Origin of the sequence: Nocardia sp. NPDC056100 (genome assembly GCF_042266325.1) — a bacterium.
Taxonomy (GTDB): Bacteria; Actinomycetota; Actinomycetes; order Mycobacteriales; family Mycobacteriaceae; genus Nocardia.
Genome location: NZ_JBHJVY010000004.1, coordinates 807950 through 829315 on the forward strand (window position 1 = coordinate 807950; position 21366 = coordinate 829315).

Below are 21366 nucleotides of genomic sequence, written 5' to 3' on the forward strand. Positions count from 1 at the left end.
GAGCATGATGACAAGTCTCGACAGCGGCCCGAGCGGGCTCGGCACCCAGCTCGCCAAGCGTTTCGCGGCGGTATCGGAATCCGCCTCGATTCCGGAGTCGAAACCCGTTGTCCCCGAGCTCGATACGGCGGACCACTGTGTACCCGGCGTACCCCGCCTCGGCGAGAGCGCGTTCCGGATTCCGTTGCGGCGGTTGACCGCCGACATCGAGCCCTATCAGCTGCTGGACTGGGGTGACGGGTCCGCGCCGCCGCTGTACTGTCCGCCCGCCGCCCGCATCGACGATCGCCTCGCCGACGAGGTGGACGATCGGCTGGCCCACTGGGCGGAATCGATCGGCTTCACCCCCGAGGAGATCGGGAAACTCCGCAAGACCGGCTACGGCCGCCTGGTCATGTTGGCGCACAGCGATTCCGACGATCCCGACCGTCTGCTGGTCGCCGCGCAGATGAACACCGCCTGGTGGATGGCCGACGACTACTACGCCGACGATTCGGCCCTCGGCGCGGATCCGGTCCGCCTGCCCCAGCGCCTCACCCTCGCCATGGCCGCCCTCGACCCGCTGCCCGACGCGGGTGAGTTCAGCGAACCGCTGAACGAGGAACTGCATACCGACCGGGTGCTGCGCGCCTTCCGCTCGGCGATAGCGCACCTGCGCCGGCACGCCACCCCCGATCAGGTGCAACGCGCCTGCTACGCAACGTTTTCCATGTTCGTGTCCTGGACCGCCTACGCCGCCTGGCGGCACACCGGTGAGCCGCCTGCCGCCTGGGAGTACCTCGCCGCCCGCCAGCACGACACCTTCTACACCTCCATGACCCTGATCGATCCGGTGGTCGGCTACGAGGTCCCGTCCAACCTGTTCTACGACGATCGCGTCCGCCGCGCCGCCTTCCAGGCGGGCACGGCCTGCGTCCTGGTGAACGACCTCTTCTCGGTGAAAAAAGACGCCGCCGACGAGAACCCCGTCTCCAACATGGTGCTGCAGATCGCCGCCGACCGCGGCTGCTCGATCGCCGCCGCCACCGAAACGGTCGTGGACCTGCACAACACCATGGTCCGCGATTTCGAGGCCGGACACCGTGCCCTGCAATCGATCCCGTCCCCCGAACTGCAGAGCTTCCTGCACGGCGTCCGCAACTGGATGGGCGGCTCGTTCGAATGGCATAACACCAACCCGCGCTATCGGTAGCGGTCCCTGACCTCGGCCGGCGTTAGGACGACCGACGTTTCAGCCGATAGGCTCCGGGCTCGTGAGAGTTTTCTTCGTGGCTTGGATCGCATATGCCACGGCACTGCTGACCAGCAGTCGTGACCTTTTTACCCAGTCCGTGCACGAGGAGGGGGACGCGGGGACCGTCTCCATCCTGGTGCTCTCGGCAAAACATTTCGATCTGCTGGTGGGCAACTACTCCAGGGTCGGTTTTCATCATCCCGGTCCCTCATTCGTATACGTACAAGCCTTCGGCGAATGGCTTTTCTACGATCTGCTGCATTGGGTGCCGACACCCTGGAATGGGCAGGCCATCGCCATTCTGCTGCTCAATGCCGCACTGGTGGCGCTGGCATTGAGCGTTATCCACAGCTGGTATCCGTCCTGGCCGCTCATCGCCGGGATCGGCGGTGCCAGTCTGCTGTTCGTCACGGTGTACCGCGATCTGCTCAGCGGACTCTGGATGCCGTACGTGTATTTCGCGCCGTTCCTGCTGTTGCTGGTGGCGGTCACCTCGGTGGTGGCCGGGCGCACCGACCACCTGTGGGTGCTGGCGCTCGCGGGCGGATTGCTCATTCACGGGCACGCGGAGTTCCTGTTCTTCGTGCCCCTGCTCGGTGGCGCGGCGCTCTATCTCATCTGGCGGCGCAAAGTCGAGGTCGCCAAGAAGGATTGGTGGTTGTTCGGCATAATCGCCGCGGCATTCGCCTCGACCATCGTGCTGGACGGAATCGTGCATTTCCCGGGCGAACTCGCGAAATACGCCATCTACGGCGGCGGGCACGGAATACACGCGCCGTGGACGGCGGCCTGGTACACGGTGCAGTTCTGGGGGCCGAACCGCATCCTCGGCATCGTCATCCTGCTCGTGCTCTTCGCGCTCGTGGCGAAGTTCGCTCGCGGTGAGGAATTCCTGCGGAGCGGTCTCCGGGTCAGCGCGGCGGCACTGCTGCTGATGGCCATCTACGCGATGATCGGCATCGATCAGATCAATGAGCCGTACATCGGCTACTTCTCCTACGCCATACCGCTTTTCATGTTCGCGCTACTGCTGATCGAGCTCACCCGCCGGATCGCGGAACTCGAATTCACCGGCGCTGCCGCACTGCGCTACGCCGGTGTCGCCCTGCTGGTCATCGGGCTCGTGGTGAGCGGCCTGACCCACTCCCTGGCCAATCGCCGCCCCGGCACGGTCGGCCTCGATACCACGTTGGACGCGATGACCGAGGTCGCCGGAACCCGGCCGATCGTGCTGGAGCGCAAGCCCCACGAGGCGTGGGGCGACGTCGTCTTCCTCGTGCTCGCCGGGGCCCGCAGCGGCACCCGGGTCTGCGCCGACGACGCCAAACGCATGGAACTGCTCGTCACCGCCGAATATGTCTGCACCCCAACCGAATTGGCCACCGGTGCGCATTTCGTGGTGACGCGAGAGGAATCGGGCCCACCCGCCGGCCGGGTCGTCGGCATACTCGGCCGCACGGACACCAGCCTGAGCTGGGTATCCACGTTGGGCTGACGGGTGCGCGTGGTCCCGGCGGATCAGCCGGGAATGAGGCCCAGCTGGCGCAGCAGGGCGATATCGTCGAGGCGGCCCCAGCGTTCGGCGATTCTGTCGCCCGCCACTCGGAATATTTGAATTCCGGTGAGCACCAGGGTGTTTCCGGTGGGGGCGACGCCCATCAGTTCACCCTGATGGGTGCCCTGGGCGGTGAAGCGTTCGACCACCAGATCGCCCTCGGCGATGAGCTGGTCGATATCGCTGTGCCAGTCGGGCAGGGCGGCGCGGAACATCGCGGCGGCGATGCGCAGGCCCTCGGCTCCCGCGGGAGCGCCGGGGAAGGGGTCGTCGTGATTGACGAAGTCGGGGGTGAGGTAGCGGTCGACGGCATCGAGGTTGCCCTTGGTGAACAGTTCCTGGATGAACGTGTCGACGAGTTGCTTGTTCCGGGTGGTGTCGTTGTTTGTCATGGATCGATCGTCGAACCGATCGGGGCGGGCCACCATCCCAGGTAGTTGGGGGTTCCGAAGTCGAACCGGCCGAGGATACTGGGTATGTGCCGAGGACAGCCGATACGGCGCGGGCCGTGCGGGATCTGATCCGTCATTGTCATGACGGATCGGATGTGCCCGGCGTGCACGCGCAGTTCCTGCGCTCGGTGCGCAAGCTCATGCCGGTGGACGCGGCGTTCTTCGCCACCGCCGATCCCGAGACCCTGCTGTTCACCGGGGCGTTCGCCGACGAACCGCTGGGCGCGGTGACACCGCTGTTCATGGACAATGAATTCGGCGGTTCGGATGTGAATAGGTTTGCGGCACTTGCTGTTTCGCCCGATCACGTGGCTTCCCTGGATACGGCGACGCATTCGGACCGGTTCGCCAGCGGACGGTATCGCGAGATCATGCGACCGCTGGGCCTCGGCGACGAACTGCGCGCGGCACTGGTGGTCGGCGCACAGTGCTGGGGCTACCTGTGCCTGCATCGCGAAGACCATCCGCTCGGCTTCACCGACACCGAGGCCGCGCTGATCGCGAGTATCGCCCCGCACCTCGCGCACGCCCTGCGCCAGGCCGTACTGCTGCACGGCTCCCCGTCCACCGGCGGCATCGGCGAACCCGGCGTCGTACTGCTCGCCGAAGACCTCGGCGTCGTGGCCGTCACCCCCGAAGCCGCACATCTGCTCTCCCTGGTCGACGAGACCCGCTCGATCCACCTCCCGCTCCCATTGGCCGTCTACACCGTGGCCATGGCGGTGCGCGCGATCGAACAGGGCACCGCGCCATCGCGAACCCTGCCCACCAGCCGAGTCCGCACCGTCGACGGGCACTGGCTCACCCTGCACGCCTCCCGCCTGCAGGGCCCGCCCAGCGAACAACGCATCAGCGTCGTGGTCAAAACCGCCGAGCCCACCGCCACCATCCCGCTCATGCTCTCGGCTCACGGCCTCAGCCCGCGCGAAGCCGAAGTCGCTCGCCTGGTGCTGCGCGGCACCTCCACCCAACTCATCTCCGACACCCTGCACATCTCCCCGCACACCGTGCAGGACCACCTCAAATCCGTCTTCGACAAGGTCGGCGTCCGCAGTCGTCGCGACCTCATCGGCCGCCTGATGCAACCGCCCGGTACGGCCGGGTGACGGCGGCGGGAGGCTCGAATCTTCTTTGCCGACACCCATGTTCGGAGACGGCCGATATGCGAGACTGGCGCTGTGCAGCGCGAGCGTCGGGTTCACTTCGTGGGCAGTCTGCCCGCACAGTTGGATAGTCCGGAGCAGGCGATGGCGTTCGCCGTCGACACCGCCGGTGACTTTCTCGACGGCATGGTTCCCGGCTGTGAAGCGGATCCGTATCGCGCCCAGTGGTACGTCAGGCCCATCATCGACCGGTTCGGCGAGATCCCCGCGCTGGCTCCGGTGCGCAGCGGTGATTGGTCGACGCTGCGCTCGCGCGACACCTTCCGGCTGCGGACGGGCCGATCGATGGCCGAGGCCGATATCGACGCCGCGCTCGGCTATGCGCGGGAAGCCGGACGGGCCGCGGACGCACTGGCAGAGCTGCGCCGAACCGATCCCGGACTCCGCTTGCAGGTGGGCATCCCGACCCCGTTCGTCATCGGTTTCATCGCCTTCGAGGCGCGAATGCTGCTGTTGCGCAAGGGGTTGCCCTATTACCGCCCGATTCTCGACGCCACGGTCAGGGAGATCGTCCGCGTCCAGGAGGCCATGGCGGGCAATGTCGTGTTCCAGCTCGAGCTGGCGGCCGAGACGCTGCTGTGCGCGGGGACGCCCGCACCGCTCCGGCAGGGCCTGGCCACCGCGGCCGGTCGCGCGATCGCGCGCCTGGTCGCACGGGCCCCGTACGATGCCCATTTCGGAGTGCACCTGTGTTACGGCAGCCTCGACGACAAACCGGCCGTGCGACCGAGGTCGGCGGCGGCGGTCGTGACACTGGCCAACGCCATAGCGCGGCACTGGCCCGCGGGCAGACATCTCGATTTCGTCCACCTGCCCATCGGCGACGGTAAACAGGCGCCGGTCCGGCCGCGGTATTACGCCCCATTGGCGCGCCTCGAATTACCTTCCACCACAACGGTTATCGCCGGACTCGCACATGCGGGGCAACCGCTCGCGCAGGCCCGGCAGGCATTGGCGACGGCGGAGTCGGCCTACGGCGGCCGGTTGGATGTCGCGGCCCCTTGCGGTCTGGGCCGTTACGCGACCGTCGACCGCGCGCGGTCCGCGGTCGCGCATGCGGTCGCATTGGCGCAAACGGATCCGGCCCCGGTTCGCGCCGACGGTTGAGGTACGTACCGGTCGATCTGTTGGACGGCCGGATCGTGTTGTGCCGGAGCGTGGTACGCCGACGGCTCGTTCGGTGCGCATCCCGGCGTCGGCAGATCTCCGGAGTGGCCTACACCCGGGGTGGTGGTCGGCTACGGTTACATCTGTGGCCGAAGGTACCGAGAGGCCTGCGTCGGAGCTCAGGCGGAAACCGGATTCGCTCGACCCCAATGAGCTGAGCTCCGCCCGGGTGTATGACTACTTGCTGGGCGGAAAGGACAACTACGAGACCGACCGCAAGTTGGCCGGTCGGATGCTCGCTGAAGTGCCCGAACTCGGGGCTTTGGTGTTGTTCACCCGAGGTTTCCTGATCAAAGCGGTCCAGCTGGCCGCCGAGGCGGGCATTCGTCAGTTCCTCGATCTCGGCTCGGGGATTCCGATCTCGCCCAGCGTGCACGAGGCGGCTCGGGAGATCCAGCCGACCGCGCAGGTGGTGTACGTCGACTACGACCCGGTCGTGGTCACCCACTGCGACGCACTGCTCGCCGGACCTCCCGGAACCACCGCGTTGCTCGGCGATATTCGTTGTCCCGGTGACATTCTCGATGAGATCACCGAGCGCGGTCTGCTCGACTTCGATGAGCCGGTGGCCCTGTTGTTCTCCGGTGTGCTGCATTACGTGATGGACGACGAGCGCCCCGCCGCGGTCGTCGCCGCCTTTCGTGATCGGGTGGCATCGGGTAGCTATCTGGCGATCAGTCACGGTTCCAGCGATTCGTCCCCGGAGATACTCCAGGTGCTCACCGGCACCGCCAACACCTCGGCCCAGGTCACCTTCCGGTCGACGGCCGAGACGGAGTCGTACCTGGCCGGCTTCGAATTGTTCGAACCCGGTGTGGTGCCGGTACAGCAGTGGCTCCGCCCCGACCTGCCGGAGACACGGATGGTCATACTCGGCGCCATCGGCCGCAAACCCTGAGGAAGCCACCAAGCCGATCAAAAGGATGAAGAGATGAAGTCCTTGAATATTGTCGCCGGTGCCGTGGCGTCGATCATGACGGTCGCCGCCGTCACGACCGGCGCCTCGATTGTCAGTGCCCCCGTCGCCTCCGCCGCACCCGGTGCGTTCCTGCTCACCAAAGACGTTCCCACCCTTGATGATCTCCACGATCAGGTCGTATTCCTGATCGAGACGCCCGGCGTCTCCGATGAGGCCAAGGCGGCCAATATGGAAGGCGGTATGGGCGCGGTCGCGGTCGCCGACGCCCTCTTCAACACCGGCATGTTCCGGGCTCCGTACGGATCCAATGAGATCAGCGGTCCGGAAACCCACGACGGCAATGTGCACACGGCGATGCTGCGCACCAGGTCGGTGGGACGCCCGGATATCACCGCGCGGGTGGTCTGGAAGCGTATCGACGGGGTGTGGAAGCTCTCCAACAGCTCCGTGTGCGAGGGCATCAAGGCCGTGGGCCTGTCGATGTCCTGCGACTTCTGACCGGCTCCGAGCACCGTGATCGATATTCGTGACCTCACCCTGGGCTATCCGGGCGTGACCGTCCTCGAAGTCCCCGAACTGAGCGTGGCGGACGGGGCGATCACCTACCTGATCGGTCTCAACGGCACCGGCAAGACCACACTGCTGCGGTCCATCTGCGGCCTCATCGCGCCCGCCGCCGGGACCATCCGCGTCGATGACACCGTGGTCCGAGCCCATCGGACCACGCCCGCGACGCTCGGAATGCACCTGGACTACCGGGCTTTCGACCCGCGCCACACCGCGCGCAGGCATCTGCGCTGGATCGCGCGTGCCCGCGGCATACCGGTCGGCCGGGTCGGCGAGGTGCTCGAGATCGTCGATCTGGTCGGCGTCGCCGACCGCCGGCTCGGGCACTATTCGCTCGGCATGCTGCAACGGGTCGGCATCGCCGCCGCATTGCTCGGTGCGCCCCGGACCCTGCTGCTCGACGAACCACTGAACGGCCTCGATATCGCGGGCATCCGCTGGATCCGTGAACTGCTGCGCGAACTCGCCGATGCCGGGACCTGCGTCCTGGTTGCCTCACACCTGCTCGACGAGGTCGAGCGCAATGCCGATCACATCGTCATCCTCGGCAATCGGGGTGTACTGGCCGACCGGCCTTTCGCCCACCTCATGAGCACACTGGAGCCCGGCGAGACCGGCCTCGAAGACGCCTACGTGCGCATCGCCGGGGTACCCGGCCGCCTCGCGTCGGGCGCGGCCTCATGAGCGGCCCCGGTGCGGCCACCCTCGTCTACCGCGGCGTCGCCGCCGAATGGACCCGCACCACCGGCCGCGGATTCCTGTGGACCGTCGCCGTCCCGCTCACCTTCGTGCTGCCGCTGGGCGTGACGTTCGGAATCGCCGCTGTCGCAGAACGACTCGCGACCCTGCCCGGACAGCGGTTCGTGGCTCCGGTCTCCACCGTCAACTCCGTGTACTGGGTGATGACCTTTTCCGTATCGGTCATGATGGTCACCGCCGCCTATGCCCACGGCACCCAAAGGCGCGGCAGGACAGGCGATCTCGGCACCTTCCTGTTCCCCCGGCTGTGGACGGTCGCATTGGCCCGGTGGATCTACTACGGCGCGATCGCGGCGATATCCACCCTTGTGCTGCTGGTTGTAGTGATGGTCACGCTGCCCCATCAGTTCCCCGAACTCTATGGGGCCGTTGACATTACCGATTCGGCCGGTATCCGGTTCCTCTGGACGGTCCCGGTCTACGCGTTCGCCGCGTGCGGGGTGGGCATCGCGGTGGGGTCGCTGATTCGCGTTCCGTCCGCGGCCGTCGCCGTGCTGCTGTTCTGGGTGTATGTGGCCGAGAGCGCGATGAATCTGCTGCCCCACGGATTCACCGTGCAGGCGTACGCCCCATTCCTCAATGCCGTCGCCGCGACCGGTCAGCAGGTCGCGTTCCAGCCCCGCTTCGGACGCAATGGATCGCTGCTCTACTTCATCCTCGTCGCGGTCACCCTCTTCATCGCGGCGGTCGTGCTGCCCATCCTGATTCGCCGCGTATCCGGCCTTCGCAGGACGACGGTCTCCCGAATCAAGCAGTAGCCGAGGGGACCGGGCGAATCTCGAGCGGAAGTCTTCCCATGCCGGGGATCGGACCCATGGCGCGCGGCAGCTTCCCGGTTTCCACCGGCCCGAACTCCCACCGCGACAGCAGACTCTGCAGGGTCGTCTGCAAGACCACCCAGGCGAAATTTCTGCCGACACACATCTGATTGCCCATGCTGAACGGAACGAAGCTCCGGCATTTCGGCCCGGATCTCGACGGCGACCACCGGTCCGGATCGAAGGTGTGCGGTTCGGGGAAGATATGCGGATCGCGGTGAATGGCGGCGATGCTGTAGCCGATATCGGTCCCGGCGGGAAACTCGAAACCATCGAGCTCGACCATGGTGACACTGCGCCTGGTCTGCAGCAGTGGCGAATGGATTCGGGTGACTTCGTTCAGGAAGCAGTTCAGGTATTCGAGCTGATCGAGTTTTCGAGGGTCGAGGTCGCCCGCGTCGAGGATCTCGTTCCGCAATCTCGACGCCACCTCGGGGCGCCGGGACAATTCGTACAGCGACCAGGTCAGCGTGGCGGTCAAGGCGTCGATACCGCCGAAGAGCACCGTCACGGCCTGCTCCGCCAGGAGTTTGTCACTGCGGTGCGCGCCATCGGGCGCATACAGCAGGATGTCGAGCAGGTCATTGCGGCGCTCACCGCCGGTCCGGCGCGCGACGAGCAGGTCCCGGCAGTAGTCCCGCAGCCGTGTTCCGGCCGACAGGAATTTGCGGTTCACCGGCAGCGGCAGGCTCGCCAGTCGCTTCGGCAGCACACTGCCCACGATCGCGCCCGCGCCTATGTCCCCGATCAGACCCGAGATGAATCGCAGCTCCCCGGGCTCCGGTTCATGCGAGAACATGGAACCGAGCAGATCGGTGATCACCAAATCCAGTAGTGCGGAACGGATTTCGACGATCTGTCCCGACTGCCAGGAACTCGCCAGTGCGTCCGCGTTGCGCTGCACGGTCGGCGTGTGGCCCTCCAGCTCCGGTCGATGGAACGCCGGTTGCACCAGACGGCGAAGATCTTTGTGCTGCTGACCATCCGCGACAATCAGTGATTCCTCGAAGATGAGGCGGATGCGTTCGAAGAGGAGCCCGCGTTCATAGGCGTCGGAGTTCTCCACCAGCACCCGGTGCAGCAGTTCGAAATCGGTGATGACATAGACGACCCGGCTGCCGATATCGACCCGCGCTATTTTCCCGGCCGCGGCCAGATCCACCATGAACTGGACCGGATCCCGCCACAGTCGCCAACCGTGCCCGAGCACCGGCACCCGTCCGGGTCCGCGCGGGACGTCACGAAGATCCGTCGCGCGTCGTAGGTTCCGGCGGGGTCGGCTCGTGCCGAATAGCGCGTTCTTCGCCGTCTGCACAGGGACTCCTGCGGGAGTAGGTGACAACAACCGAGCTCGATCACCGAGGCATGTCGTCCAGCTACCTCCTACGGTAGTCGCGATCACGAACCGACCGCCGCCTTTTGCCGAAACGCCAACCACCCGAGCGCCATTCATTCCGGGGGCCACAGCCGATGTCTCGGCCGCTGCGGGCGCACTACGCTTCATATCGACCGAGCGTGTTGTCTGCGAGTTCGACCGAGGAAGGTTGACGGGTGTGAATCGATTGGCTGGAGCGACCTCGCCCTACCTGCGCCAACACGCCGGCAATCCGGTGGACTGGCGGGAATGGGACGCCGATGCGCTCGCGGAGGCCGCCGCCCGTGATGTGCCCATCCTGCTCTCCATCGGCTACGCCAGCTGCCATTGGTGTCATGTCATGGCGCACGAGTCGTTCGAGGACGCGGAGACCGCGGCGCTGATGAACGCGAATTTCGTGTGTATCAAGGTGGATCGGGAGGAGCGGCCCGATCTGGACGCGGTGTACATGAATGCCACCGTTGCCATGACCGGGCAGGGTGGGTGGCCGATGACGTGCTTCCTGGCGCCGGAGGGCGAGCCGTTCTACTGCGGGACGTATTACCCGAAGACGCCGCGGCACGGGATGCCCTCGTTCACGCAGGTGCTGACCGCGCTCACCGAAACCTGGGTGAATCGGCGGGATGAGGTGGATCAGGCGGCGGCGCAGGTGGGGGAGGCGTTGCGGCAGCAGGCCGCCGGATTGCCGGACAGCACGGTGCAGATCGGCCCGGAACTGCTCGATCACGCGGTCACGACCGTGTTGAAGGATGTGGATAACCAGCACGGGGGGTTCGGCGGCGCACCGAAGTTCCCGCCGTCGGCGCTGTTGGAGGGGCTGCTGCGGGACTATGAGCGGACCGGCAACGATGCTGTGCGGCAGGTGGTTTCGTTCACCGCCGAGGCCATGGCCCGGGGCGGGATCTATGACCAGTTGCGCGGGGGATTCGCGCGGTATTCGGTGGACGCGGCCTGGGTGGTGCCGCATTTCGAGAAGATGCTGTACGACAACGCGCAGCTGTTGCGGGTCTACTCGCATCTCGCGCGGCGGGCACAGGACGGGCAGGACGCGCCCTGGCGGGATCCGCTGGCGGAGCCGGACGCGTCGGAACCGTTGGCGCTCAGGGTGACTCGCGAGACGGTGAACTTCCTGCTGGAGGATCTCGGTACCGAGCAGGGCGGGTTCGCTTCCGCACTGGACGCGGATACGCACCTGGAGGAAGGGCGGCCGGGGGTCGAGGGAGCCACTTATGTGTGGACTCCGGCGGAGCTGAACGGGGTACTCGGCGCGATCGACGGGGCCTGGGTCGCAGAGCTTTTCGGTGTCACCACGGCCGGGACATTCGAGCACGGGACTTCGGTGCTCACCCGGTACACCGATCCCGACGCCTCGGATTACGAACGCTTCGAACGCATTCGGGGCATATTGAGCGATGCCCGCGGTCGCCGCCCGCAGCCCGAACGCGATGACAAGGTGGTCACCGCCTGGAACGGCATGGCGATCACCGCGCTCGCGGAAGCCGGTGCGGCACATTTGAATCCGGTGTGGATCGCCGCCGCCGAACGGTGCGCGCGCTTCCTGCTCGATACGCACGTGCGGGACGGGCGACCCTGCCGGGCCTCGCTCGGCGGTGTCGCCGGGGTCGCGCCCGGCGTGCTGGAGGATTACGCCTGGCTCGCACTGGGATTGCTCACACTGCACCAGACCAGCAGCGGTGATTGGCTGGAACAGGCGCATCGCGTACTCGATTCGGCTATCACGCACTTCGCCGATCCGGAAACGCCCGGCAGCTGGTTCGACACCGCCGATGACGCCGAAACCCTGGTGACCCGGCCGCGCGATCCGATCGACGGCGCAACCCCTTCCGGCACTTCGGTTCTCGCGGACGCACTGCTCACCGCCGCCGCACTCAGCGCACCGGAGCAGGCGATCCGCTACCGCGAACTCGCCGACCAGACCCTGGCGCGCGGTGCGGTGCTGCTCGCCAAAGCCCCACGCTCGGCGGGACATTGGCTCGCGGTCGCCGAAGCCGCGCTGCGCGGCCCCATCCAGGTGGCCGTCTCGGCGGGTGACGCGGACCTGGACGGCTGGGCCGCCTGCCTGCTCACCGCCGCCCGCGTAGCGGCCCCCGGCGGCTCGGTCATCATTTCCGGAGAACAGGATTCGCAACCGCTGCTCGCCGATCGCCCGCCGGTCAACGACCTGTCCGCCGCCTACGTCTGCCGCGGCTCGGTCTGCGATCTCCCGGTCACCACGGTGGCGGAGGTGCGCGCCGCGCTCACACCCCGGGACTGACGGCGGCGAACGCACTGCTCGCCGGTCATGGCGCACCGCACGACGAGTCTGTCCGGGAATCTTCGTGCGGCAGCCGACTACGCGTGGCGCATGTCGGATCTGGATCGGGAACCGTTGTGCGCTGGGCGATTACGCGTGGCGGCGGAGTTGGGTGCCCGCGCGCACCATGGCGGGCACCGCGACCAGCACCGCGACGATGTGCACGGCGCGGAGCACTCCGATCGCGATGTTTCCGGCGGTCCACTCGATCGCCACGTGCCCGGTGACTACCGCGCCGATCGGCTCGGCGACCAGTGACGCCAGCCCGACCGTGCCCAGTCCGATGATGAGAGCCATTCGCGCCCAAGGGACTCCGGCGACCATGCGGACGGCGGCGGTCAGCACGGCCAGGTAGATGGCGCTGCGAATGAGCAGCCCATAGACCAGTCCGCCCGCGTTGGTATCCGGATCCGCGAGCGCGATGCCCGCGCGCAGCACCGTCTCACCGACCCCGGCCAGCAGCGCGATGACAATGGCCCGGAAGGCCAGCGAGAGCAGTGGGGCACGTACGGGTTCCGGAGCGGTGGGGAAGCGATGCGAAGCACTGACTTCGGTCATGCTCCCAGCGTGATCCTCCGCACCCCACCCGCGAATCCCCCACAGGTACCGATCCGAGTAGTCCCCGAGTAGTACGAAACCCTGGTCAGCTCATCCGCCACGCCCCTCGCGCATGGTGGTCTGCCGACCCATCCCGTCCACGGGTCGAGCTGGTCGGCCGGGGCCCATATTGTCCGCGGGTGACCATGGCCTCGGTGCGGTGCGGTGCGGTGCGGTGCGGTGCGGTGCGGTGCGGTGCGGTGCGGTGCGGTGGTGCGACCTAGGCCTTGCGGTGCGTGGGACCAGGTCTCGCCGATGTGCGACCTGTGGGGACGATCCGTAACCCCATATTCCATTGCCCCGCCACCTGCGCGGACCTACAGTTCCGGGCGTGTTTATCTCGAGATTCTCGCAGCGCTCCGACTATGCCGCGAATGCCGTGCATGACTAGTGATCGTTTGCCAGGTCGGCGGTCGCGACCGGGGGTGCGACCTGCTCCGGCTCGACCCGCGGGACGGTGCCGTTGCGGTGGCCTGACGTGCGGACCGGAACGTCGGTCCACCCTGGAGTGGGCTCCTTGCGGCCGCGGAGGTGGAGGGTGTCGTGCAGCACCCACTTGCTGCGCTCGAACTCGGCGGCGGCGTCGATGACGGCCTGACTGGCGAGGATGCGGCGGGGGGTTTGTTTGGCTTCGGTGGTGAGGCGGGCCGCCTCGTTGACGGCATCGCCGATCACGGTGAATTCCAGGCGGGTGTCCGCGCCGACATCGCCGGCGAAGACCATGCCGCGGGCGACGCCGATGCCGATATCGAGTTCGCCGGCGGCGGTGACCTCATCGCGGATGCGGCGGGCCGCTCGCAGGGCTGGGGTGGCGTTGTCGTCGAGGGCGATGGGTGCGCCGAAAATGCACAGGGCCGCATCGCCTTCGAACTTGTTGACCAGGCCGTGGTTTTCCTCGGTGGCGGCGACCACGATGGACAGCAGCCGGTTCAGCTTGGTGACGAAATCGTGCGGGGCGAGTTCGGTTGCCAGGGCCACGGATCCGGTGACATCGACGAAAAGCGCTGTCACCACGCGGGTGTCGCCGTTCAGGTCGGTGACACCGGTGGTGTCGCCGGTGCCGGAGAGCGCCCGTTCGGCGACCTCGGTGCCGACGTGGCGGCCGAAAACCGTCAACATGCGTTCGCGCTCAGCGAGATTCGCGGCGAGCTCGTTCACCGAATGTTCGAGCCGCCCGATCTCGCTGGTGCTGCCGATCGGCACCCGCACGTCGAGTTCGCCGCGCGCGATGCGATCCAGGGCGTCCCGCAGCGTGTGCATGGGGGTGGCGACCGCGCGCGACAGCGCCGCCGTCGCCACCGATCCGGCCGAAAGCCCAACCACCGCAAGGTATATGGCGGTGCGAATGCGGTCGGTGTACTCCGGCGTCGGATCGGCCAGCACGGTGATCATCATGAGCAGCGGCACCGCGCCCACCACCGCGAAGGTGACCAGCACCCGCATCAGGACGGTGGAACTCCAGTGCGCGGTATCGTCCAGCACCTCCGCGACCACCGGGATGGTGGGGCGGATGAGCCGGTCCACGATCAGATAGGTGATTGCCGCCGATTCCAGTGCGCCGAGCGTGAACATGGACAGCACGACCGCGAAATTCCGCGGTGCGGTGGCGTGCGCGAACAGCGCCGCCGCGATGATCACGCCCGGAATCCAGATGGCCAGCGCCCGCACCGTAATGCCCATGGGCAGTTGCAGCAGCCGCCGCGCCTCGGATTCGGTCGGCGCGCGCCGCTGATCCAGCCAGCCGAAATAGTGCGTCCGGTCGCGCACCGCGAGCACGATGCCGATGGCCGCGCCGATGGTCGGATAGATGGACACCTGCACGAAAGTGCTCAGCCAATCCGAGCCGAGCCGCCCGAAGAAGCCGCTGAGCCAGAGTTCGATGGTGATCACCGCGAGGCCGCTGAGGTTGCACGCCATGACCACGGCCGACAATCCCCATCGCGCGCGCAGCGCCCACAGGATGACCCTGCTGATCACGTCGCCAGAGGCGTCGCCGAGGCGACGGCCGTGTCGGGTGTGCGGGTGGGTGTCATCGCGGTGGCATGCCTAGGGTGTCGTCCGGCTATTGCTCAGGACTTTAGAGATCTTTCGCCCTGGATGGCACCTTTGTGAGTAATTGCTCCGCGAGTAACCGCTCGTGTCCCGCTCAGCGAAGCAGCACCAGCCAGACCGCGATGTAGTGGCAGAGCGCGGCGACCACCGTTGCGGCATGGAAGAACTCGTGATGGCCGAACACCTCCGGCCACGGGTCCGGCCAGCGCGCGGCGTAGAGGATGCCGCCGACGCTGTACGCGATCCCGCCCGCGAGCAGCAGCAGGACCGGAGCCCAGCCCACATTCGAGATGAGCGTCCCCGCGACCGGCACGATGGCCCAGCCCAGCAGCAGATACAGCGGCACCCCGACCCAGCGGGGAGCGGTGGGCCACAACATCTTCAGGGCCACGCCCGCCAGCGCGCCGATCCAGACGACGGTCAGCAGAATGGTTCCGGCCCTGCCGCGCACCCCGAGCAGTGCGAACGGGGTGTACGAGCCCGCGATGAAAAGGAAGATCATCGAATGGTCGGCCCGCTTCATCCACATGCGGGCGCGCGCGGTGCGCCAGTTCACCCGGTGATAGGTGGCGCTGATGCCGAAGACGCCGCACACGGTCAGCCCGTAGACGGCCGTCGACCACACCGCGGTCGCGGAAACGGTCGTGGCCACACTCACCAGCACGATCACCGCGATGGCGGCAATACCGACCGCCCACGCGTGAATCCACCCCCGCATGCGCGGCTTGATCAGCGCGAGCTCTTCCCGGACGGTGTCGAGCGTCTTGTCCACCAGCCCGGCCTCATGGTCGGTACCGCCGGAAGCCTCCGCCACCGGGGCGGATGGTTGCACAGTGTCGGACACGAAGTTACCTCCTGAGTAACCTACGGTACCGTAGGTTAGCCGTCCCGGATCACGGAAGTGGCGCACGACTCCGCAATGTCCGATCCGGCTATGTGCGCGTTTCACACCACTGTCCCGGTCGCTTCGGCCGTTGCCGAGAAGGCGTAGTGTTCCTCGGCGTGAAGCTTGCGAGTCAGGTGCGTGGACTCCCTTATCGCATTTACGAAGCCAGGTTGTCCAAGCAACTGGCCGGTCGGCAGCATCCCAGGCATGTGGCGGTGATGTGCGACGGCAATAGACGCTGGGCACGCGAGAACGGCTTCACCGATGTGAGTCACGGGCATCGGGTGGGGGCGCTCAAGATCGCCGAATTGGTCGGCTGGTGCGGTGAGTCGGGGATCGAGATGGTCACCGTCTATCTGCTCTCGACCGAGAATCTGCGCCGCGATCGCGAAGAGCTGGAGACGCTCTTCGAGGTGATCACCGATGTGGTCGACGAATTGTCCGCGCCGGAACAGAATTCGAGCGTCCGCATCGTCGGCGCGCTCGATCAGTTGCCCGAGGATGTGGCCGGGCGATTGCGGGAGGCCGCCAAACGCACCGAGGGCCGCGACGGCGTGCACGTGAATGTGGCCATCGGCTACGGCGGCCGGCAGGAGATCACCGATGCGGTGCGCTCCCTGGTCCGCCAGGAGATCGACGCGGGGGAGCACGGCGAGGATCTGGTGCAGTCCATCACCGTGGACGCCATCGGCCAGCACCTCTACACCTCCGGCCAGCCGGATCCGGATCTGGTCATTCGCACCTCCGGTGAGCAGCGGCTCTCCGGATTCCTGCTGTGGCAGAGCGCCTATTCGGAGATCTGGTTCACCGAGGCGTACTGGCCCGAGTTCCGGCGGGTGGACTTCCTGCGCGCCCTGCGCGATTTCGCCGCCCGGCACCGCCGCTTCGGCGTCTAGGCTGCTCCGTCTCAGGTGTGACAACGGGTGTACTTGCGACACGACCAGTCAACGGTTGTGTTGCAGTGCAATGGCTTCCGTGGTTCGCGGGGCTGTCGCTCCGTACCGTCGGAGTGCATGAGTGAGCTGAACCAAGGGCAGAGTGGCCCGGCGGATGTGGAGTCCTACCTCAGTTATGAGGAGTTCGGCCGCCGGTTCCTGGAATACGCGGCGTCACCGGAACGCATTTCGGGGGCATTCGAGAAACTCACCGGCGAGGCTTTCGAATTCGGCCCGATCGGGGTGGGACCGGGCCGCATCGCGAAACTCTCCGCCGCCGTGCGCCTGGGGCAGCCGCGTTTGAATCGTGAACCGCAGGAATACATTTCGTACGATCTGGTGATCCCGCTGGATGTCGATCTGCTCATCGACCTGGCGGTGGACCGCTATCCGTTCCACGTGGACGGCACCATTCACCTGCATCTCACCGTGCGCACCGCCGAACCGCTGCGGGTGCTCATCGAAATCGCCGAACCGCAGCCGAGCAATGTGCGCATCAATGTGGCCAGCGCGTCCCGCCGCGGTGAGCTGCTGCGCATTCTGGCCAGCGTCGATCATGAGATCCGCCGCTTCGTGGCGCGCTATATCGCCGAGGAGATCTGCAAGCCGAATATCCAGGCCGCCACCGATATCGATGTGGCGGCGCGCCTGGACGCGGCCTGGCGACTATGAGGTTCAGAGCTTACGAAGCCGCAGCCGGTTGATGGTGTGATCGGAATCCTTGCGCAGCACCAGCGTCGCGCGCGGCCGGGTCGGCAGGATGTTCTCCACCAGGTTCGGCCGATTGGTGTTGTGCCAGATCTCTTTCGCCTGGTTGGTGGCTTCCTGATCATTGAAATTCGCGTAGTGGTGGAACGCGGAGTTCGGATCGGTGAAGGCGGTCTTGCGCAGGGACAGGAAGCGCTGCACGTACCACTTCTCGATGTCCTCGATGCGGGCGTCGACGTAGACGGAGAAGTCGAACAGGTCCGACACCATCAGTCGCGGACCGGTTTGCAGCACATTGAGACCCTCGACGATGAGGATGTCGGGCTGGCGCACGCAGTGGTACTCACCGGGCACGATGTCGTAGGCGATATGCGAGTACACCGGCGCGCACACCTCGGGCGCACCGGATTTCACCTCGGTGACGAAGCGCAGCAGTTTGCGCCGGTCATAGGACTCCGGGAAACCCTTGCGGTGCATGATGCCGCGCCGGGTGAGTTCGGCTGTCGGATAGAGGAATCCGTCGGTGGTGACCAGATCCACCCGGGGATGGTGATCCCAGCGGGCCAGTAGCGCCTGCAGCACACGGGCGGTGGTCGATTTGCCGACCGCGACCGATCCGGCCACGCCGATCACGTACGGCACCTGGCGGTCCGGATGGCTTTCGCCGAGGAAGGTCGCGGTGGCGGCGAACAATCGCTGCTTGGCGGCGACCTGTAGATGGATGAGCCGCGCCAGCGGCAGGTAGACCTCGGCCACTTCCTCGAGGTCGATCTGCTCGCCCAGGCCGCGCAGGCCGGTCAGTTCTTCCTCGGTGAGCACCAGGGGAGTCGACTTGCGCAGTGTGCGCCACTGCTTCCGGTCGAATTCCACGTAGGGACTCGGCTCGCTCATCCGTGCCATTTATCCACGTCCCAGGGTCGGGCGACAACAGTCTCGCGGAGTTCGTCCCGCCGCCGAGTCCGGCGAACCGGTAACCACTCCACGCATAGCCGAATTGTGCTCGGGTCCAACAGGGCGGTGAACACCAGGTGTTGCTACTCACCAGTAACCGGCGTGACATATGCCATAGCCGCGTCGGCGTCCACGTCACCGGAAGCCGTGCGATCCAATACAGTCGCCTGTTATGGCAGCGCATCCACTGGTCACCGAATACCTGCGTCTCGGTCTGGCTTTCGACCGGTTGGAGGAGGGTTTCGTCGATGCCTACACCGGTGATCCGGCACTGCGCCGGGCGAGTGAGAACGCGCCGAAGCCGGAGCCGCGCGCGCTCGCGCACAAAGCCGCCGCGCTGCTGAAAGACCTGCCGGACGCGGGCCTCGCGCCCGAGCGCACCGAATTCCTGGACGCGCACCTGCGCGCGCTGGAATGCTCCGCGCGGAAATTCGCGGGCGATGACATCTCCTTCATCGATGAGGTGCGCGCGTATTTCGACGTCGATATCGCACCCGGTGACGAGGACGACTATCGCGAAGCGCATCGGCAACTCGACGAGGTGCTGCCGGGTGAGGGATCGCTGTTCGACCGCATCACCGCGCATCGCCGCGGCGATGAGATTCCGCCCGAACGGCTGCGCGAATGCGTGGACGCGTTCTCCAGCGCGCTGCGCGAGCTGGTGCGCGAACGCTATCCGCTGCCCGATCACGAACGCGTGGAATACGAAGTGGTGGGCGATAAGCCGTGGTCCGGCTTCAATTACTACCTGGGCAACTATCAGTCCCGCGTGGCCATCAACTCCGACCTGAAACAGCATCTGTCGCAGCTGCCGCATCTGATCGCGCACGAGTCGTATCCGGGTCATCACACCGAGCACTGCCGTAAGGAAGCCGGACTGGTGGGCGCGGGTCAGGATGAGCAGACCCTGTTCGTGGTCAACACCCCGCAGTGCCTGATGGCCGAGGGGCTGGCCGATCTGGCGCTGAAGTCGATCGTCGGCCCGGGCTGGGGCCGCTGGGCGCAGGAGATCTACGCCGATCTCGGGCTGCGCTTCGATGGTGAACGCGCGGAACGCATTTCGACCGCCTCGGCGAAACTGCTGGGCGTGCGCCAGGATGCCGCGCTACTGCTGCACGACCGGCATCGCGGTGAGGACGAGGTCGCGGAATTCCTGCAGCGCTGGAGCCTGGTCACCCCCGAGCGCGCCCGCCAATCCCTGCGCTTCCTGTCCTCACCCCTGTGGCGCGCCTACATCTCCACCTATGTGGAGGGCTACCGCCTGCTCGGCGGCTGGCTCGATCAGGCCCCCGATGCAGCCGATCGCTCCGAGCGTTTCCGCCGCCTCCTCGACGAACCCCTCACCCCGGGCGCGATCCGCCGAATGTGAGCGTCGCGAAGTGCGAGTCCGAAGCATGGCCGGCTGCAAGATAAGCTGACACCACCGCGACTGGCGCACTCTGAGGTGGATGTAACCACCGGGAAGCACCGAAGTCCCGCACCGCGCGCCTGGGTGCTGGGCGTGAGGACTTTCGGCACCCCCGAGAATCCTCCGAGCACGGAGGTTGCGATGAATCAGCATCAAGACACACAGAACCCCCTGGCCGACACTCCGGGCGTGGCCAATACACTCGGCCCCGTGACGCAGACGACCTCCTCTGTCAATTCCCAGTCCCTCGCTGAGCTCGATCCCGAGGTCGCTGCCGCGATGGGCGGCGAGCTCGCCCGCCAGCGCGACACCCTCGAGATGATCGCCTCGGAGAACTTCGTGCCGCGCGCGGTGCTGCAGGCGCAGGGCAGCGTGCTCACCAACAAGTACGCCGAGGGCTACCCGGGCCGCCGCTACTACGGCGGCTGCGAGAACGTCGACATCGTCGAGGATCTCGCGCGCGCCCGCGTGACCGAGCTGTTCGGCGCGGATTACGCCAACGTGCAACCGCATTCGGGTGCGCAGGCCAATGCCGCGGTGCTGATGGCGCTGATGAACCCGGGCGAGAAGCTGCTCGGCCTGGATCTCGCGCACGGCGGTCACCTCACGCACGGTATGCGCCTGAACTTCTCGGGCAAGCTGTACGAGGTGCACGCCTACGGCGTCAGCAAGGAAGACCACCGCGTCGATATGGACGAGGTGCGCAAGATCGCCCGCGACACCCGCCCCAAGGTGATCGTCGCCGGTTGGTCCGCGTACCCGCGGCACCTGGATTTCGCGGCCTTCCGCGAGATCGCCGATGAGGTCGGCGCGTACCTGTGGGTCGATATGGCGCACTTCGCCGGTCTGGTCGCGGCCGGGCTGCACCCGTCGCCGGTGCCGCACGCCGATGTGGTGTCCTCCACCGTGCACAAGACCCTGGGCGGTCCCCGCTCCGGTCTGATCCTGGCCAAGCAGGAATTCGCCAAGAAGCTGAACTCGGCGGTGTTCCCGGGTCAGCAGGGCGGGCCGCTCATGCACGCCATCGCCGCCAAGGCCGTGTCGTTCAAGATCGCCGGCACACCCGAGTTCAAGGAGCGCCAGGAGCGCACCCTGTCCGGTGCGAAGATCCTGGCCGAGCGCCTGACCGCCGCCGACTGCACCGCCAAGGGCATCAACGTGCTCACCGGCGGCACCGATGTGCACCTGGTCCTGGTGGACCTGCGCAACTCGCAGCTGGACGGTCAGCAGGGCGAGGATCTGCTGCACGAAATCGGAATCACCGTGAACCGCAACGCCGTTCCGTTCGACCCGCGCCCGCCGATGGTCACCTCGGGTCTGCGCATCGGCACCCCGGCGCTGGCCACCCGCGGCTTCGGCGATACCGAGTTCACCGAGGTCGCCGAGATCATCGCGGCCGCCCTCACCGGCTCCGCCGATCTGGATTCGCTGCGTCAGCGCGTTTCCACGCTGGCCCAGCAGTTCCCCCTCTACGAGGGCCTGGAGGACTGGCGTCTGCTCGGCTGA

General features: G+C 66.7%; 19 protein-coding genes and 1 riboswitch. Of the genes, 13 read left to right on the plus strand and 6 right to left on the minus strand.

Going from position 1 to position 21366, the window contains the following annotated elements; all coding sequences use genetic code 11:
* Positions 1–7: 7 nt before the first annotated feature.
* Complete coding sequence (locus ACFC0O_RS34150) at positions 8–1192, plus strand: family 2 encapsulin nanocompartment cargo protein terpene cyclase (protein ID WP_364640283.1); 1185 nt, start codon at positions 8–10, stop codon at positions 1190–1192.
* Between the two features lie 76 nt (positions 1193–1268).
* Positions 1269–2729: a hypothetical protein gene (locus ACFC0O_RS34155; RefSeq protein WP_375965383.1), complete on the plus strand. Its 1461-nt coding sequence runs from the start codon at positions 1269–1271 to the stop codon at positions 2727–2729.
* 23 nt (positions 2730–2752) lie between these two features.
* Here ACFC0O_RS34155 and ACFC0O_RS34160 read toward each other — a convergent pair whose 3' ends face one another.
* Positions 2753–3181, minus strand: a complete 429-nt coding sequence (locus ACFC0O_RS34160) for an ester cyclase (RefSeq protein ID WP_375965385.1) — start codon at positions 3179–3181, stop codon at positions 2753–2755.
* 86 nt (positions 3182–3267) lie between these two features.
* Here ACFC0O_RS34160 and ACFC0O_RS34165 point away from each other — a divergent pair, with 86 nt between their 5' ends.
* The 6 genes from ACFC0O_RS34165 (at position 3268) to ACFC0O_RS34190 (ending at position 8574) form a co-directional block, all read left to right on the plus strand.
* Positions 3268–4347 (plus strand): LuxR C-terminal-related transcriptional regulator, encoded by a 1080-nt coding sequence (locus ACFC0O_RS34165; protein WP_375965387.1) that lies wholly within the window; start codon positions 3268–3270, stop codon positions 4345–4347.
* Positions 4348–4419: 72 nt separating this feature from the next.
* Positions 4420–5511, plus strand: coding sequence for a hypothetical protein (locus ACFC0O_RS34170; protein ID WP_375965390.1), 1092 nt, complete (start codon positions 4420–4422; stop codon positions 5509–5511).
* 145 nt (positions 5512–5656) lie between these two features.
* Complete coding sequence (locus ACFC0O_RS34175; RefSeq protein ID WP_375965393.1) at positions 5657–6469, plus strand: SAM-dependent methyltransferase; 813 nt, start codon at positions 5657–5659, stop codon at positions 6467–6469.
* A gap of 33 nt (positions 6470–6502) precedes the next feature.
* Positions 6503–6988 (plus strand): hypothetical protein, encoded by a 486-nt coding sequence (locus ACFC0O_RS34180; protein WP_375965395.1) that lies wholly within the window; start codon positions 6503–6505, stop codon positions 6986–6988.
* A gap of 15 nt (positions 6989–7003) precedes the next feature.
* A complete protein-coding gene (locus ACFC0O_RS34185) occupies positions 7004–7741 on the plus strand; it encodes an ABC transporter ATP-binding protein (protein ID WP_375965397.1) in 738 nt (245 codons plus the stop codon).
* Positions 7738–8574 (plus strand): ABC transporter permease, encoded by an 837-nt coding sequence (locus tag ACFC0O_RS34190; protein ID WP_375965400.1) that lies wholly within the window; start codon positions 7738–7740, stop codon positions 8572–8574. Before ACFC0O_RS34185 ends, ACFC0O_RS34190 begins: the two co-directional genes overlap by 4 nt.
* On the opposite strand, the gene ACFC0O_RS34195 is transcribed toward ACFC0O_RS34190, so the two are convergent.
* Complete coding sequence (locus ACFC0O_RS34195) at positions 8564–9949, minus strand: cytochrome P450 (protein ID WP_375965403.1); 1386 nt, start codon at positions 9947–9949, stop codon at positions 8564–8566. The two genes, ACFC0O_RS34190 and ACFC0O_RS34195, sit on opposite strands and share 11 nt — an antisense overlap.
* Before the next feature lie 238 nt (positions 9950–10187).
* Here ACFC0O_RS34195 and ACFC0O_RS34200 point away from each other — a divergent pair, with 238 nt between their 5' ends.
* On the plus strand, positions 10188–12284 hold the full coding sequence (locus tag ACFC0O_RS34200; protein ID WP_375965405.1) for a thioredoxin domain-containing protein: 2097 nt from the start codon (positions 10188–10190) through the stop codon (positions 12282–12284).
* A 129-nt stretch (positions 12285–12413) separates the two neighbouring features.
* On the opposite strand, the gene ACFC0O_RS34205 is transcribed toward ACFC0O_RS34200, so the two are convergent.
* The 3 genes from ACFC0O_RS34205 to ACFC0O_RS34215 form a co-directional block, all read right to left on the minus strand.
* Positions 12414–12881, minus strand: a complete 468-nt coding sequence (locus ACFC0O_RS34205; protein ID WP_375965407.1) for a hypothetical protein — start codon at positions 12879–12881, stop codon at positions 12414–12416.
* A 426-nt stretch (positions 12882–13307) separates the two neighbouring features.
* Positions 13308–14897 (minus strand): adenylate/guanylate cyclase domain-containing protein, encoded by a 1590-nt coding sequence (locus ACFC0O_RS34210; RefSeq protein ID WP_364640252.1) that lies wholly within the window; start codon positions 14895–14897, stop codon positions 13308–13310.
* 169 nt (positions 14898–15066) lie between these two features.
* The gene (locus ACFC0O_RS34215; protein WP_375966410.1) at positions 15067–15747 is read right to left on the minus strand and encodes a hemolysin III family protein; all 681 of its coding nucleotides are present in this window, start codon (positions 15745–15747) and stop codon (positions 15067–15069) included.
* Positions 15748–15974: 227 nt separating this feature from the next.
* Here ACFC0O_RS34215 and ACFC0O_RS34220 point away from each other — a divergent pair, with 227 nt between their 5' ends.
* Together ACFC0O_RS34220 and ACFC0O_RS34225 are read left to right on the plus strand one after the other, a co-directional pair.
* Positions 15975–16754 (plus strand): isoprenyl transferase, encoded by a 780-nt coding sequence (locus tag ACFC0O_RS34220; RefSeq protein ID WP_364640250.1) that lies wholly within the window; start codon positions 15975–15977, stop codon positions 16752–16754.
* 117 nt (positions 16755–16871) lie between these two features.
* Positions 16872–17465, plus strand: coding sequence for a hypothetical protein (locus ACFC0O_RS34225; protein ID WP_375965410.1), 594 nt, complete (start codon positions 16872–16874; stop codon positions 17463–17465).
* A 3-nt stretch (positions 17466–17468) separates the two neighbouring features.
* Here ACFC0O_RS34225 and coaA read toward each other — a convergent pair whose 3' ends face one another.
* Complete coding sequence (gene coaA / locus ACFC0O_RS34230; RefSeq protein ID WP_364640244.1) at positions 17469–18401, minus strand: type I pantothenate kinase; 933 nt, start codon at positions 18399–18401, stop codon at positions 17469–17471.
* A gap of 223 nt (positions 18402–18624) precedes the next feature.
* On the opposite strand from coaA, the gene ACFC0O_RS34235 reads away from it, so the two are divergent.
* A complete protein-coding gene (locus tag ACFC0O_RS34235) occupies positions 18625–19821 on the plus strand; it encodes a DUF885 domain-containing protein (protein ID WP_375965413.1) in 1197 nt (398 codons plus the stop codon).
* A 46-nt stretch (positions 19822–19867) separates the two neighbouring features.
* Positions 19868–19953: riboswitch (ZMP/ZTP riboswitch) on the plus strand.
* A gap of 117 nt (positions 19954–20070) precedes the next feature.
* A complete protein-coding gene (glyA, locus tag ACFC0O_RS34240; RefSeq protein WP_375965415.1) occupies positions 20071–21366 on the plus strand; it encodes a serine hydroxymethyltransferase in 1296 nt (431 codons plus the stop codon).

Coding starts and splice junctions, on each gene's coding strand:
- ACFC0O_RS34150 (WP_364640283.1), top strand. CDS start 8: ATGACAAGTCTCGACAGCGGCCCGAGCGGGCTCGGCACCCAGCTCGCC.
- ACFC0O_RS34160 (WP_375965385.1), bottom strand. CDS start 3,181: ATGACAAACAACGACACCACCCGGAACAAGCAACTCGTCGACACGTTC.
- ACFC0O_RS34180 (WP_375965395.1), top strand. CDS start 6,503: ATGAAGTCCTTGAATATTGTCGCCGGTGCCGTGGCGTCGATCATGACG.
- ACFC0O_RS34190 (WP_375965400.1), top strand. CDS start 7,738: ATGAGCGGCCCCGGTGCGGCCACCCTCGTCTACCGCGGCGTCGCCGCC.
- ACFC0O_RS34205 (WP_375965407.1), bottom strand. CDS start 12,881: ATGACCGAAGTCAGTGCTTCGCATCGCTTCCCCACCGCTCCGGAACCC.
- ACFC0O_RS34225 (WP_375965410.1), top strand. CDS start 16,872: ATGAGTGAGCTGAACCAAGGGCAGAGTGGCCCGGCGGATGTGGAGTCC.
- coaA (WP_364640244.1), bottom strand. CDS start 18,401: ATGGCACGGATGAGCGAGCCGAGTCCCTACGTGGAATTCGACCGGAAG.
- ACFC0O_RS34235 (WP_375965413.1), top strand. CDS start 18,625: ATGGCAGCGCATCCACTGGTCACCGAATACCTGCGTCTCGGTCTGGCT.